Below are 13,922 nucleotides of genomic sequence, written 5' to 3'. Positions count from 1 at the left end.
CCCCGGAACCGAATCGGTTCCGGGGCCTTCGCCGTACGTAGAGACAAGTAGAGGCGGGGAATTACCGCATCTTCGGGCCGCCGCGAGGCATCCGCATGCCCTTCGGCATGGGGCCCTTCGGGAGCGGCATGTTGCTCATGAGGTCGCCCATGGCGCGCAGCCGGTCGTTCGTCGCCGTGACCTGCGGGCCCTGGAGGACGCGGGGGAGCTTCAGAAGCGTCGTACGCAGCTTCTTCAGCGGGACCTGGCCCTCGCCGGTGCCGACGATGACGTCGTGCACGGGGACGTCCGAGACGACCCGTGCCATCCGCTTCTTCTCGGCGGCCAGCAGGCTCTTCACGCGGTTCGGGTTGCCCTCGGCGACGAGCACGATGCCCGCCTTGCCGACCGTGCGGTGCACGACGTCCTGGCTGCGGTTCATCGCCACCGCCGGAGTCGTCGTCCAGCCGCGGCCGATCTTGTCGAGCACCGCGGCCGCCGCACCGGGCTGGCCCTCCATCTGCCCGAAGGCGGCACGCTCGGCCCTGCGCCCGAAGACGATCGCCATCGCGAGGAAGGCGAGCACGAAGCCGAGAATGCCGAGATAGATCGGGTGACCGATCAAGAAGCCGATACCGAGGAAGACACCAAAGGTGACGATTCCCACAGCCGCGATGATGAGACCGATCCGCGGATCGGCCTTGCGGGTCATCTTGTAGGTCAGAGCGATCTGCTTCAGTCGCCCGGGATTCGCAGCGTCCGCCGCGTTTTCCTTCCTCGCCATGTCGTGAAGTCTACGTGTCCCTGGAAGTGACTACGACGTGCGGGTTGGCATGGCCTCTTCGAGCACGCGCAGCGCCTCTGCCCGGTCCTTGGCGCGACGCCGGTCGTCGAGCACGGATGTCCAGGCGTTGCGGCGGGCGGTGCGCTGGCCGCTGCTCATGAGAATCGACTCGACGGCACGGAGCGCGTCGGTGACGGACGGGATGGCGGTGGCGCGTACGGGCGCGGCCTGCATGGTGGGGCCCTCCTGGGCGGCTATGGCTAGGGCTGTACGTGGGGTAATTCCAGGGTCACTGATTGGTGTTACCAGGGCGTGACCGACCGGTCAAACACGGATGAAGCCTTGACGCCGGGCCGCAAAACCCTGACGCGGCCCGTACGCACCCCTCACCTGCGGGGACGGTACGGGCCGCGTCATCTCGGCCACTACTGGCCAGTAGCCACTTGTGCGCCGATTCACACAGTCGGGCTCCCGCAGGAAGATCAGACCGCCTGCGAAGCGACGTACGCCCCGCGCTTCTCGATCGCCATCTGGTAGAGGCGACCCGCGCGATACGAGGAGCGGACCAGCGGTCCTGACATGACGCCGGAGAAGCCGATCTCCTCGGCCTCCTCCTTCAGCTCCACGAACTCCTGCGGCTTGGCCCAGCGCTCCACGGGGTGGTGGCGCGGCGTCGGGCGCAGGTACTGCGTGATCGTGATGAGCTCGCAGCCCGCGTCGTGCAGCGCGTGCAGAGCCTCGCTGATCTCCTCGCGCTCCTCGCCCATGCCCAGGATGAGGTTCGACTTGGTGACCAGACCGGCCTCGCGGGCGCGGGTGATGACCTCGAGCGAGCGCTCGAAGCGGAAGCCGGGGCGGATCCGCTTGAAGATGCGCGGCACGGTCTCCACGTTGTGCCCGAGGACCTCGGGGCGGGACGAGAAGACCTCGGCCAGCTGGTCGGGGTCCGCGTTGAAGTCGGGGATGAGGAGCTCGACCTTGGTCTTGCCCTCGGCGCGCTCCGCCGTCATCGCGTGGATCTGGCGCACGGTCTCCGCGTACAGCCAGGCGCCGCCGTCGTCCAGGTCGTCGCGGGCGACGCCGGTGATCGTGGCGTAGTTCAGGTCCATCGTGACGACGGACTCACCGACGCGGCGCGGCTCGTCGCGGTCGAGCGCCTGCGGCTTGCCCGTGTCGATCTGGCAGAAGTCGCAGCGCCGGGTGCACTGGTCACCGCCGATGAGGAAGGTGGCCTCGCGGTCTTCCCAGCACTCGTAGATGTTGGGACAGCCCGCCTCCTGGCAGACCGTGTGCAGGCCCTCGCTCTTCACGAGGTTCTGCATCTTGGTGTACTCGGGGCCCATTTTCGCCCGGGTCTTGATCCACTCGGGCTTGCGCTCGATCGGGGTCTGGGCGTTCCGGACCTCAAGGCGCAGCATCTTGCGTCCGTCGGGTGCGACTGCGGACACATCGGCTCCCTGTAGCTTCGATTCTTCGGCGCACACCAGGGTACGCCCGTCATGTCTGTGGGCTTACGCTCGGCCAACCTCTGGCCGACGGGGTGCATTCCCCGAAGCCCGTGCCGGTCTAGGCGCTCGCCTTCTCGGCCTCCGGGCGCTCAACCGCGTTGTCGGCCGATTTCTCCACCGCCCGCGGCTTGAGCTCGGCGTTCTCCAGCACATCGCGCAGGTGCTTCTCGGCGACGGGCAGGATGTCGGCGATCGTGACCTCGCGCCCCAGCTCGTACGAGACCGATGTCACGCCCGCGTCGCGGATGCCGCACGGGATGATCTTGTCGAACCAGGTGTTGTCCGGGTTCACGTTCAGCGCGAAGCCGTGCATCGTGACGCCCTTGGCGACGCGGATGCCGATGGCCGCGATCTTGCGGTCCTCGCGGCGCTGGCCCGCGTTGGACGGCGCGTACTCCGGGCCGTTGAACCGGGCGTCGAACTCGTCGTCCTGCGTCCGGGGGTCGAAGTCCAGCGTGAGGCCGCCGAGGGCCGGACGCTGCTCGACGGGGTCGCCGAGGACCCACACGCCGCTGCGGCCCTCGACGCGGGACGTCTCCAGGCCAAACTCCGCACACGTACGGATAAGCGCCTCTTCCAGGCGGCGTACGTGTGCTACGACGTCCACCGGGCGCGGCAGCTTCTGGATCGGGTAGCCCACGAGCTGGCCGGGGCCGTGCCAGGTGATCTTGCCGCCGCGGTCCACGTCGACCACGGGGGTGCCGTCCAGCGGGCGCTCGCTGTCCTCGGTGCGGCGGCCCGCGGTGTAGACCGGCGGGTGCTCGAGCAGCAGACACGTGTCCGGGAGCTCGTCGGCGAAGCGGGCGGCGTGTACGCGGCGCTGCTCGTCCCAGGCCTCCTGGTATTCGACCGAGTCCGGGCCGAAGCCGAGACGGACGAACTGAAACTCACTCACGGCAAGTGCCTCCCTAGAACCTGCACCGTGCACATATCGCGCCCCCGGCCACTGTACGGGCAGCGGATTCTCGTCAGTCCTCCGGTCAATCCTCACACGATCGGATGAATGCGGGTCGAAGGCCCCGATGAGGCCTGTGAGGGCCGCTACATTCACGCCGTTCATAGAGCCATAAGGGCTGCTCAAGCAACGCCCGAAAGGCAGGAGACCGCACAGCTGATGACGGAACGACCTCCGCAGCGCACGCCCAACCGCCAGCTAGCCGCGCTCATCTCAGAAGCCGGTTTCTCCAATGCGGGGCTCGCGCGCCGCGTCGATCAGCTGGGCCTCGAGCACGGTCTCGATCTGCGGTACGACAAGACATCGGTGACCCGCTGGCTGCGCGGTCAGCAGCCGCGCGGCACCACGCCCGCCCTCATCGCGGAGGTCTTCACCCGGCGGTTAGGGCGCAGACTCTCCGCGCAGGACCTCGGCCTCGACGCGTGTGCGCCGGTGTACGCCGGGCTCGAATTCGCGGCGAGCCCCGAAGAGGCGATCGACATCGTCGGCGGGCTCTGGCGCAAGGACTCCGGGAGCCATGCCGAACTGCGCAAGATCGCGTTCACCCCGGCCGGGCTCGTCGTCCCCAGCAGAGACTGGCTGATCGGCCGCGCCGACGACCGGGTGGGGCGCGGCGAGCACGGACTGAACGGCGGCAGAGTGCCCACCCAGGGGCGCCCGGCCGTGCCCCGCCAGCGCAAGGAGCCCGAGCGGGGCGCCGGGGCGAGAGTGACCAGCGGTGACATCTCGGCCCTGCGCTCCGTCGGCGAGCTCTTCCGGGCGCTCGACCACGCGTACGGCGGCGGGCACGCCCGGCAGGCACTCGTGCGCTATCTGGAGCACGAGGCCGAGCCGATGCTGCGCGGCACATACGGCGAGCAGGCCGGGCGGCGGCTCTTCGGCGCCGCCGCCGACCTGACCCGGCTGGCGGGCTGGACCTCGTACGACATCGCGGCGCACGGGCTCGCCCAGCGCTACTACGTCCAGGCGCTGCGGCTCTCGCAGGCGGCGGGCGATCGCGCGTACGGCTCGTACGTCCTGATCACGATGAGCCGGCAGGCCGTCTACCTCGGGCACGGCAGAGAGGCGGTGCAGCTGGCGCGGGTGGCGCAGCAGGGCGTCGGGTCGTCCGCACCGCCCGTCGTACAGGCCCTGCTGCACTCTGTCGAAGCGCGCGGGCACGGGGTGCTCGGCGAGGTGCGGGCGTGCACGGCGTCGATGGTGCGCGCCGAGCGGGCCCTGGAGACGTCACGGCCGGGCGACGAGGTCCCGTACTGGGCGCGGTTCTTCGACGAGGCGCAGCTCGCGGACGAGTTCGGGCACTGCCACCGCGACCTCCAGCAGTACCGCGTCGCCGCGCAGCACGCGGAGCGCTCGCTCCAGCTGCGCGCCCCCGGGTACGCCCGCAGCCGCCTGTTCTGCCGGGTGGTGCTCGCCTCCTCGCGCCTGGGCCTCGGCGAGCTGGAGCAGGCCTGCCAGCTGGGCGCGGAGGCGGCGCAGGCGGCGGGCGAGATGCGGTCGGTGCGAGCGCTCGAGTACGTACGCGACTTCGAGCGGCGTCTTGAGCCGTACCGCGACGCGGCGGCGGTGCGCGGATACCGGGACCGGGTCGCGGCGCTGAGCTGAGCGATCGGGTGCGAAGTAAGGGGCGGGCCTGCGCAGGCCCGCCCCTTACACATGCGCCCTCGGGCGTACGGGTTCAGCCCAGGCGGGCAATCTCCTGCGGAGTGAGTGCCTCGTCCCACGTGGTGAGTTCGTCGAGGTCGCCGCGCAGGCTCGCCTTCTCCGTGCCGATGGACCGCAGCGGCAGGGGGATCGACGCCGCGACGCTCCCGACCCGCCGCCCGTCGGCGTACAGGGTGGTGTGCCCCGGAGTCGTCACCCACGTCAGGCGGGTCCAGCGGTCGAGGGGCAGCGTGTAGTCGAAGCTGTGGTCGGCCGTGCCGTACCGCGTGAAGCCGACCTTCCCGGTGCCGTGCTGCATCAGCTTCAGCGCGCCCGCCCTGGAACTGAGCAGGACCTGGTCCCCGGTCCGGGCCGTCGGGCGGACCTGCACGGACGCGGTCCACGGCTCGGCGACGTCCAGACCGCCGAAGCCCACGCCGTCCCGGTCGGAGTCGAAGCGCCACGCCTTGCCGCGCACGCCGTCCACGGGAGTGGGGTTGTTGATGATGTACGAGGTGCCGGGCAGGCCGCCCGCCGTGTCCTCGGCGAGGATCGTGTTGCCGGGACTGCCCGCGTACGTCCAGCCGCTGGGGTACGAGGCGTCGTCGAACGTCCAGTGATGGCTCGGCCTGCCCTCGACGCGGGGCGGCAGCGGTGCGGGCGTGGTGCCCGGCGGGTCGCCGATGCGGGCGGTGCGGGCCCGGAAGTCGGCGAGCGTGTCCGGCGTCGCGGTCCTGTTCCAGGTGCGGTCGGCGAGGATCGCGCGGGCGCCCGCCATGCTCTGCTCGAAGTACCCGTCGTCCGCCCAGAAGTTGTAGTCGGCCCAGTTGGTGACGCCGGAGCCGAGCATGTCGGGGTCGGTGTTCGGCGCCCAGCTGTCGTACATCCAGGGCTCGTCCGGATACAGGTGGTGGTAGTTGTTCGGGGTGTCGTAGAACGGGCCGATGGCGATCTCGTCGTGCCCGGGGATCTCCGGTTCGGCGCCCGGGCCCTCCCAGGTGAGGAAGACGACCGGGGCGTGGACCTTCTGCTGGGGCGCTTCGAGGTGTTCGGAGCCGTTGTAGACGGCCGTGCGCTTGCCGTGCGAAGCGACCACGTCGTCCAGGGTGTTGATGTAGCGGTTGAGGAGGTCGCCGAGCGTGGACACGTCGGGTGAGCTCGCCAGATGGTTCCGCACGCGCGGGCACTGGGCGAGCTGGCCGGGGACCTCCTCCGCGCCGATCGAGAACAGCGGCGCGTCGAACCAGCCGGCGAACTCGTCGACGATCTCCTTCGACTTCGCGATCGCCTTGTCGCTGGTCATGTCGATGATCCAGTCGGGCGTGAGGTGCGAGTGCGTGTGTGCGCCCGAGCACGCGCCGGCGCCGGACCCGAAGCCGATCCCGAAGGCCTCGCTGATCACGGTGGCATGACCGGGAAGTTCGAGGCCGGGCATCAACTGCACGTGATGGCGGGCCGCGAAGGCCTTCAGATGCTCGATGTCGGCGCGGCTGTAGCTGTGCCTGGGGTCGGCGAGGCCCGGGAACTCAGGGCTGTACAGGCGGAAGCCCTCGGACTCGGAGAGGTGCAGGAAGAGGGTGTTGAGCTTCTGGTCGCCCATCCTGCGGATCAGGTTCTCCAGGTAGGGGATCTTCCAGTACTTGCGGCCCGCGTCGAGGTGGACCATGCGGATCGCCTGCGCGGGGCGGTCGGTGGAGCGGGCGCGGGGCACGGCGCGGTGGTCGTCGGCCGTGGAACGCAGGAGCTGGAGGAGGGTGCGGGTGCCGTAGTAGAGGCCGTGGGTGGAGGCGGCTTCGATGCGGACCGGGCCCGCGCTGTCGAAGGTGTAGCCCTCCGAGCCGAGCTTCCCCTCGGCGGTGAGGCCGAGCGTGATGTCGCCGTCGGCGGGTCGGCCCGTGCGGTGGTCCGTGAGAGGGGCGATGCGGGGAGTGATGCCGGTGACTTGCTTGATCTCCGTACGGAGCTGGGCGGCGAGCTTGCGTACGGACTGGTGTGCGGGGCCGGGGAATTCGCTGCGGCCCGGGGGGAGCGCGGTGGCGGAACCCGCGCGCGGGTCGATCAGGATGCGGGTGCGCTCGGTGAGGTGCGTACGGCCGTCGAGCGCGGTCCAGTCGGTGGGGCGGGGGACTACCGAGGGCGCTGTGGTCCCCGATGCGGTTGCGGTGGTCGGCAAAGATAGACCTCCCATGAATAGGCCGAGGATGAGCGATATCACCGGGATGGTGCGACGCACGTGAGTCCTCCCGCGGCTTGGCGATCCGGTGGGACCGTAGCCGTGGGGTACCGGTGTGGCAAGGGAAGTTGCAGGGATGCGCGGGAAAGGTCGGAAGCCTCCGTGTGGGGGGTGCGGAGGCTTCCGGGGCTGGCTTCTGGGGCGAAGGGGGTTACGGGGGGGGCCTATTGGTGGGTGGGGTGGGCGGGTGGATGGTCGGGCGGGTCAGGCCGCCATGGGGAGCTCCCCGGTCCCGTACGCGGGGTCCGCGCCCAGGTCCGCGAGCGCGGCCCGCGCCGCGCGGCGGCCCGAGTACAGCGCGCCCTGCACCGTGCTGGTGTCCCGGTGGGCCCCGCACACGTAGAGCCCCGCGAGCAGCCGCACCGGGCGGCGCAGATCGTGCGGGGGCGGCATCGCGGGCACCGCGTCGCGGGTGTGATGGACGGCGAGGGTTTCCCAGCCCGCGGTCGATGTGCCGTACAGATCGGCGAGATGGGCGAGGACGGCGCGCTCGTCCGGCGGCGGACCGAGGACGGTCGACGAGATGAGTGCCCGGCCCGAGGGGGCGCGCGAAGGGTCGACAAGGCTGACCACGGCCGTGTGCGCGACCGGACCCGAGCGGTCGGCGTCGAGCAGCAGCGCGGGCTCGGCCAGCGGCGGCTGGGGGGCCGCGTGGTGCAGCACGGTCACCTGGTGGAAGGGCGGTACGCGCAGGCCGGGGAGGAGTCCGGCGGCGGCGTGGGCGTCGGTGGCCAGCAGGACGGCGCGGCAGTTCACTTCGCCGTGGTCCGCGGTCGTGACCGAGGTGGTGGAGACGGCGGTGACGCGTACGCCGGTGCGTATCGTCCCCGGCGGCAGTGCGGCCGCCAGGAGCTCGGGCAGCACCTCGGCGCCGCCCTCGGGCAGGCACAGGCGGCCACGCGCGAAGGAGTGCAGGGCGAGGTCCGCGCACCGGCTGGACGTCGTGAGGTCCGGGTCGCAGAGGAGCGCCGAGAGCAGCGGGCGCAGGAAGCCGTTGACGGTGCGCGCGGGCAGGCCGCGGGAGAAGAGGGCCTTGGCCGCGGGGAGTTCGGGGCGGGTCATCAGGCGCTCCGGGGGCGTCGCCGCGAGCCGGGCGAGTGCCGCGCCGAGGCGGGCCTGGTCGAGCGCGCCGCCGAGGGGGGTGGTGCGCGGGGCGGTCCGTGTCGTCCGCGGCCCCCTGGGGGCGGCTGCGAGGGCGCGTGCGGCGGTGAGTGCGCCCCTTGCGCGCCGGGGCCCGGTGGGCTCGACGGCGCGGTGGTGCCGTCCGTCGCTGTGCACCAGGACACCGGGCACGAAGGGCCTCAGCACGAGTGCGTCGAGCCCCGGCGTGCGGCGCAGCTCGGGATACGACGTGGTGAGTAGTTGACCGATCCTGTCGAGCCGGAAGCCGTCGACCTTCTCCGTCGACATGCGTCCGCCCACGTAAGGGGCGGCCTCCAGGACGACGGTCGTTACACCGGCCCTGGTCAGCTGGTGGGCGGCCGACAGTCCCGCGACCCCCGCTCCCACGATGACGACATCCGCATGGTGCGCAGGCTCAAGCACGGGCCCCTCCCCGGGGTAGCGCGGCTGCTGGGGACGTCATGCCCTCAACAGGGCTTCGGAATCACGGAGTTCCGCACGAGGGTAGGAGCCCTGACGTCCGGCGGCAGTCGCGCATCGACCGTGCACGGTCGCACGCCGGTCGCACGGAGGTCGCACATCGCTCGCCCGTCGATCGCAGCCGTGAAGAAGGCGAACGGTGCGCCGCCCTCTATCGCAGCGCCGCGCGGATCGACTCCTCGATGCCGGGGAACGCGAACGAGAATCCCGACTCCAGGAGCCGGGTCGGCAGGACCCGCTGGCTGCCGAGCACGTCACCGGCCATCTCGCCGAGCACGACGCGCAGCGCGGGCGACGGTGCCGTGAAAAGCGTGGGCCGGTGCAGCACCCGCCCCATCGCGGCCGTCACCTCACGGTTGGTGCGCGGTTCGGGCGCCGTCAGATTGACGGGACCCGAGAGCGACTCCGTGTCGAGCAGGTGCCGCAGCGCGGCCACCGCGTCGTGCAGCGAGATGTGGCTCCAGTACTGACGGCCGTTGCCGAGGCGACCGCCGAGCCCCGCCTTGAAGAGCGGGAACATCCGCCCCCAGGCACCGCCCTCGCGCGCCACCACCAGGCCGTTGCGCGCGAAGACCGTGCGGATGCCCGCTTCGTGCGCCGCCGCGGCCGCGCCCTCCCACTCCACGCACAGGGAGGGCAGGAAGCCCTGTCCGGCGGGAGCACTCTCGTCCACGGCGCGCTGACCGGTGTCTCCGTAGTAGCCGATCGCGCTCGCGTTCAGGAAGACGCGGGGCCGCTCGTCCAGGGAGGCCGCCGCCTCGGCGAGAGCCGTCGTGCCGAGCACCCTGCTGTCGCGGATCTCCTGCTTGTAGGCGGCGGTCCAGCGGTGATCGCCGACTCCGGCCCCCGCCAGATTGACGACGGCGTCACAGCCCGCGAGCCCCGCCGTGTCGACGTATCCCTCCTTGGGGTCCCACCGCACCTCGTGCTGCGTGCGGGGTGCCCGGCGCACGAGCCGCACCACCTCGTGGCCGTCGTCGGCGAGGGATCGGGCCAGCGCCGTTCCGATCAGGCCGGACGCACCGGCCACGGCGATGCGGGACCGCCGCGCTGAGGGGACTGACTGCTCGGTCTCGGTGGGCTCCATGACGCCATCCTGCCCCGGAATCCTGCCGGGAGGCGTCCGGGATGTCCGCCGGGAGGCGTGTGGCGTCCGTCGTCATTACCGGCCGGGAGGCGTGTGGCGTCCGTCGTCATTACTCGCCGGGAGGCATACGGCGTCCGTCGTACAGTGACGCTCATGCCGGACACGAACATACGTACCGCTCTGCCGGACGACGAAGCAGCCCTCGGTCGCATCGACCGCATCACCTGGTCGACCCTGCACGCGGTACAGCCGGCTCCGCGGCCCCCGTACCCGCCGTTCTTCACCGACCGCTTCGGCCCCCGCGACCACTTGGTCGCCGAGCGGCACGGCGTGGTCGTCGGCTACATCCGGCTCGGCTTTCCCACCCCGCTCCTCGCCAACGCCCATGTGCGCCAGATCCTGGGCCTGGCCGTCTCGGACGAGGCGCGCGGCAAGGGAGTGGGCCGCGAGCTGCTCAGGGCCGCGGTCGACGAGGCCCGCCGCCAGGGCGCGCGCCGCATCACCCTGCGGGTGCTCGGCCACAACACCCCGGCGCGGGCCCTCTACGCCTCCGAGGGGTTCGTGATCGAGGGGGTGCTGCCGGGTGAGTTCTTCCTCGACGGCTCTTACGTGGACGACGTGCTGATGGGGCGGGTGCTCTGACGCTCGGGGCACTGCGGGCACTGCGGGCAGTCCGGGCCCGCCGTCCGGCCGACAAGGGCCCGGCACCCGACGGGACCGGCCCGGCGTGCGGCGGGCACGCGCGCGTAGGAGCGTGGGGAGGCCGACCGGAAGGAGCGAACCGATGTTCAGGGTCGCTGCTGCCACTCGGCGGGACCGTGACGAGCCGGGGTGGCTGCGCGGGGCACCGCCGCCCCACTGGGTGCGCTGGCCCCCGCCCGCGCTCCTCGTCCTGATCTGCGTCATCCAGCTGGCCACACCGGTGACGATCGACCTCAGCTTCCTGCTCGCCGCCGTGCCGCCGCTGGCCGCCCTTTCGTACGGCGCCCCGGCCACGGCCCTCTTCGGCGGCGCCGCGGTGCTGCTGCTCCAGATGCCGGGCTTCGGACTGGGCCGCCCGGGGGACAGCGATCTGCTGACGGTGGCCTTCGTGGCGCTGCTGAGCGTCGTGTTCGCCTGGGTACGCAGCCGGCGCGACGCCCAGCTCGTCACCGTGCGCACCGTCGCCGAGGCCGCCCAGTTCGCCGTCCTGCCGCCGCTTCCGGAGCGCGTGGGCCCGGTGCGCTGTGCGGGCCTCTACCGCGCGGCACAGGGCGGGACGCTGGTCGGCGGCGACCTCTTCGACGTACGCAAGGGCACGGTCGGCGTGCGGGCGCTGGTCGGTGACGTGCAGGGGCACGGCCTTGCGGCGGTCGGCACGGTCGCGGCCCTGCTCGGGGCCTTCCGCGAGGCGGTGCTCGACCAGCCCGACCTGGAGGGGGTCGCCGCCCGGCTCGACCGCCGTCTCGTGGTCGATTCCGAGGAGTCCGAGCACGCGGAGCTCTTCGCCACCGCCGCGCTCCTGGAGTTCCGGAACGACGCCTCCGAGCTGCGGATCGTCTCCTGCGGCCATCCGCCCCCGCTGCTGCTGCGGGGCGGGTACGTCGAGGAGCTGACCGTCGCGCCGGGCGCGCCGCTGGGCCTGGGAATCGCCGGGCTCGCCCCGCCCCAGGAGACGAGCCTGGCCCTGAAGCCCGGCGACCGGCTGCTCGTGGTGACCGACGGGGTGACCGAGGCGCGCAACGCCTACGGCACCTTCTACCCGCTGACCGAGCGCGTCGAGGTGCTCTGCGCCGAGGCCCTGGACGACCCCGCGGCGCTGACCTCGGCGGTCTGGCAGGACCTGATGCGGTTCTGCGGGGGAGTGGGGGACGACGTGGCGCTACTGGCGTTCTCGCTGGACCCGGCGCAGTAGCGGGGCCGGGGTCCTGGCGGGAGCGGGGTCGTAGCGGGACCCGGGGCTGCCGGCTCCGGAGTCAGCCGTCTTCGCGTCCGGCGGCCAGGAGCCGCAGTCCGCCCGTCAGTTCGCGCAGGCAGCGCACCGCCAGGTCGGCGGGGGAGCCGGGGCCCTCGGCGGGAGCGTCCGTGGCGGCCCAGGTCTCCAGGGCGAGGCGGACGGCGTCCGTGGCCGCGGCGGCCGTCAGGCGCACGTCGAGGTCGTCTGCGGCGTCTGCGTCGGCGGCGGCGTCCGCTCTGCCGGCGGCCAGGCGGGCGATTACGGGCACGAGCTGCTCCTCGGACTCCTGGTTCACGCGGTACCAGACGGCGCGCAGTGCCGGATCGTCCTGCGCGGCGCGCAGCAGGCCGCGGGTCCACTCCAGTGCCTCGGCCGCGCGGTCGTCCGTCGCGGTGAGCGCGTCGGCGATGGACTGCTCCAGGGCCGTCGGCACTCCCGCGGCCGGGTCGAGCCCCGCCAGGTGGGCCCGCCACTCGGCGGCGCCGCCCGCGAGGAGCGGTGCGACCGCGTCCTGCTTGTTGCGGAAGTACCGGTAGAAGGTGCGCAGCGCCACGCCGGCCCGGCCCGCGATCTCCTCGGCCGTGGTGCCGTCCGGGCCGCGCTCGGCGAAGAGCTCGGCCGCGGCGCGGGCGATGTCGAGCTGCGTGGCGGCCTTGCGGCGCTCGGTCAGCGACGGTTGCGGGGCCTGCGGCGACGGCGATTGCCGCGGGGGCGGGGGTGGTGACGGCTGGGTGCTCACCCCCGCAGCCTACGCGGGATTCTCACCCTGATACATGAATTGTCGGCATGGCAAAACGTGCCACAGAGGCGTACATTGAAATCAGATCGGGAAAGCCGGATCCATGGGCGGATCCGGGAGCCCGGAAGTTGAACGGAGACACCTCATGGACCGCTACGCAGGCCGTCGCGCACTCATCACCGGCGGCGGCTCGGGCATCGGGCAGGCCACCGTCCTGCGGATCCTCGCGGAGGGCGGCAGGGTCGTGGCCGCCGACGTCAGCGAGGCGGGCCTGAAGGACACCGTGGACAAGGCGGGCACCGCGGCGGAGCGCCTCACCACCCTCGTGGTCGACATCTCCGACGAGGCCGCGGTGCGCGAGGGCGTCGCCGCCGCGGTCACCGCGCTCGGCGGCCTGGACGTCCTGGTGAACGCGGCGGGCGTGCTCCGCTCCTCGCATACGCACGAGACCAGCCTGGACTCCTTCGAGCACGTCATACGGATCAATCTCGTCGGCACGTTCCTGGTGATCCGCGAGGCGATCCCGGCCCTCCTCGCGGGAGAGGACGCCGCCGTCGTCAATTTCAGCTCCACCTCCGCGATGTTCGCCCACCCGTACATGGCGGCGTACGCGGCGAGCAAGGGCGGCATCCAGTCCATGACGCACGCGCTGGCCGCGGAGTACGGCAAGCGGGGCATCCGCTTCAATTCCGTCCAGCCCGGCTCCATATCGAGCGGCATGACCGACGGCAGCGGTGCCAGCAGGCAGAGCGTGGGCCCCGGCCTGCCCGAGGACGCCGACATGAGCCTGTTCGTGAAGCTGGCACCCGCCATCGGGCAGGGCTTCGCGGGACCGGAATCCGTGGCCTCCGTGGTCGCCCTGCTCGGCTCGCAGGACGGCAAGTTCATCACCGGAACCGAGGTCCGGGTCGACGGCGGCACCCACTTCTGACAGCCCGGACGCCGTCCGGGGAGGAGGGTTCCGCTGCTGCGGAGCAGCGGATTCCGGTTCACTCGAACGGCGGATCGGGGATCGCGGGCCGCGGGGGCGGGCCGGACAGTCGGACCATGCGTGTCTTGCGTGCGGTGCTCGGCCGCCTGCCCCGGTTCGCGGCGGTGGGGCTCTTGTTGATGTGCGTGCTGTTCGCGGGCCCCGGCGTGGCGGGGGCGTCGGGGCAGGGCGGGCCGCGGCAGGCGAAGGGGCACCCGGCGGGGCAGGCGAGGGGGCATGGGGCGGCCAAGCCCCGGATCGTGCCGCGCTCCGAGTGGCTGGACGGTGCGGAGCGCGGGCCGCCCGCCCGGTATGCCAAGCGGGTCAAGGCGGTGTTCGTGCACCACACGGACACCCCGAACGACTACGACTGCGCCGACGCCCCGCGCACCATCCGCTATCTGTACACCGGCCAGACCGAGAGCAGGCAGTGGGACGACATCGGCTACAACTTCCTCGTCGACCGGTGCGGAACGATCTACGAG

Annotated in this window: 13 protein-coding genes; 5 read left to right on the top strand and 8 right to left on the bottom strand. The window is 72.0% G+C overall.

Annotated elements, in window-relative coordinates:
* Nucleotides 1-61: 61 nt before the first annotated feature.
* The 4 genes from ACQKIP_RS23630 to lipB form a co-directional block, all read right to left on the bottom strand.
* The gene (locus ACQKIP_RS23630; protein WP_427743998.1) at nt 62-763 is read right to left on the bottom strand and encodes a DUF4191 domain-containing protein; all 702 of its coding nucleotides are present in this window, start codon (nt 761-763) and stop codon (nt 62-64) included.
* Nucleotides 764-793: 30 nt separating this feature from the next.
* Nucleotides 794-997: a hypothetical protein gene (locus tag ACQKIP_RS23625; RefSeq protein WP_365852620.1), complete on the bottom strand. Its 204-nt coding sequence runs from the start codon at nt 995-997 to the stop codon at nt 794-796.
* Between the two features lie 248 nt (nt 998-1,245).
* Nucleotides 1,246-2,211, bottom strand: a complete 966-nt coding sequence (locus tag ACQKIP_RS23620; protein WP_160504647.1) for a lipoyl synthase — start codon at nt 2,209-2,211, stop codon at nt 1,246-1,248.
* A 118-nt stretch (nt 2,212-2,329) separates the two neighbouring features.
* The gene (gene lipB / locus ACQKIP_RS23615) at nt 2,330-3,166 is read right to left on the bottom strand and encodes a lipoyl(octanoyl) transferase LipB (protein WP_365852622.1); all 837 of its coding nucleotides are present in this window, start codon (nt 3,164-3,166) and stop codon (nt 2,330-2,332) included.
* 219 nt (nt 3,167-3,385) lie between these two features.
* Here lipB and ACQKIP_RS23610 point away from each other — a divergent pair, with 219 nt between their 5' ends.
* A complete protein-coding gene (locus tag ACQKIP_RS23610) occupies nt 3,386-4,831 on the top strand; it encodes a regulator (protein WP_365852624.1) in 1,446 nt (481 codons plus the stop codon).
* A gap of 73 nt (nt 4,832-4,904) precedes the next feature.
* On the opposite strand, the gene ACQKIP_RS23605 is transcribed toward ACQKIP_RS23610, so the two are convergent.
* The 3 genes from ACQKIP_RS23605 to ACQKIP_RS23595 form a co-directional block, all read right to left on the bottom strand.
* Nucleotides 4,905-7,043 carry a family 20 glycosylhydrolase gene (locus ACQKIP_RS23605; RefSeq protein WP_365852626.1) on the bottom strand — a complete coding sequence of 713 codons (2,139 nt, stop codon included), beginning with the start codon at nt 7,041-7,043 and terminating at the stop codon, nt 4,905-4,907.
* A 264-nt stretch (nt 7,044-7,307) separates the two neighbouring features.
* Complete coding sequence (locus ACQKIP_RS23600; RefSeq protein ID WP_365852628.1) at nt 7,308-8,648, bottom strand: NAD(P)/FAD-dependent oxidoreductase; 1,341 nt, start codon at nt 8,646-8,648, stop codon at nt 7,308-7,310.
* A gap of 208 nt (nt 8,649-8,856) precedes the next feature.
* Nucleotides 8,857-9,792: a TIGR01777 family oxidoreductase gene (locus tag ACQKIP_RS23595; protein WP_365852630.1), complete on the bottom strand. Its 936-nt coding sequence runs from the start codon at nt 9,790-9,792 to the stop codon at nt 8,857-8,859.
* A gap of 153 nt (nt 9,793-9,945) precedes the next feature.
* Here ACQKIP_RS23595 and ACQKIP_RS23590 point away from each other — a divergent pair, with 153 nt between their 5' ends.
* Together ACQKIP_RS23590 and ACQKIP_RS23585 are read left to right on the top strand one after the other, a co-directional pair.
* Entirely contained in the window at nt 9,946-10,434 is a 489-nt protein-coding gene (locus ACQKIP_RS23590; protein ID WP_365852632.1) for a GNAT family N-acetyltransferase, read from the top strand.
* A 142-nt stretch (nt 10,435-10,576) separates the two neighbouring features.
* A complete protein-coding gene (locus ACQKIP_RS23585) occupies nt 10,577-11,686 on the top strand; it encodes a PP2C family protein-serine/threonine phosphatase (protein WP_365852634.1) in 1,110 nt (369 codons plus the stop codon).
* Between the two features lie 61 nt (nt 11,687-11,747).
* Here ACQKIP_RS23585 and ACQKIP_RS23580 read toward each other — a convergent pair whose 3' ends face one another.
* A complete protein-coding gene (locus tag ACQKIP_RS23580; protein WP_427743996.1) occupies nt 11,748-12,467 on the bottom strand; it encodes a TetR family transcriptional regulator in 720 nt (239 codons plus the stop codon).
* 145 nt (nt 12,468-12,612) lie between these two features.
* Here ACQKIP_RS23580 and ACQKIP_RS23575 point away from each other — a divergent pair, with 145 nt between their 5' ends.
* Entirely contained in the window at nt 12,613-13,398 is a 786-nt protein-coding gene (locus ACQKIP_RS23575; RefSeq protein ID WP_365852636.1) for an SDR family NAD(P)-dependent oxidoreductase, read from the top strand.
* A gap of 116 nt (nt 13,399-13,514) precedes the next feature.
* Nucleotides 13,515-13,922 (top strand): N-acetylmuramoyl-L-alanine amidase (locus ACQKIP_RS23570; RefSeq protein ID WP_427743995.1); only part of this gene is annotated, 408 nt, incomplete at its 3' end.

The sequence above is a fragment of the Streptomyces sp. NPDC059900 genome (assembly GCF_050270335.1).
In the GTDB taxonomy this organism is placed as follows: Bacteria; Actinomycetota; Actinomycetes; order Streptomycetales; family Streptomycetaceae; genus Streptomyces.
Note: the sequence above shows the minus strand (reverse complement) of the source record. Positions and strands in the feature narration are given on the sequence as shown.

What these genes read in the sequence shown, in the direction of transcription:
- ACQKIP_RS23630 (WP_427743998.1), bottom strand. Translation starts at nt 763, where the DNA reads ATGGCGAGGAAGGAAAACGCGGCGGACGCTGCGAATCCCGGGCGACTG.
- ACQKIP_RS23625 (WP_365852620.1), bottom strand. Translation starts at nt 997, where the DNA reads ATGCAGGCCGCGCCCGTACGCGCCACCGCCATCCCGTCCGTCACCGAC.
- ACQKIP_RS23610 (WP_365852624.1), top strand. Translation starts at nt 3,386, where the DNA reads ATGACGGAACGACCTCCGCAGCGCACGCCCAACCGCCAGCTAGCCGCG.
- ACQKIP_RS23595 (WP_365852630.1), bottom strand. Translation starts at nt 9,792, where the DNA reads ATGGAGCCCACCGAGACCGAGCAGTCAGTCCCCTCAGCGCGGCGGTCC.
- ACQKIP_RS23590 (WP_365852632.1), top strand. Translation starts at nt 9,946, where the DNA reads ATGCCGGACACGAACATACGTACCGCTCTGCCGGACGACGAAGCAGCC.
- ACQKIP_RS23585 (WP_365852634.1), top strand. Translation starts at nt 10,577, where the DNA reads ATGTTCAGGGTCGCTGCTGCCACTCGGCGGGACCGTGACGAGCCGGGG.
- ACQKIP_RS23575 (WP_365852636.1), top strand. Translation starts at nt 12,613, where the DNA reads ATGGACCGCTACGCAGGCCGTCGCGCACTCATCACCGGCGGCGGCTCG.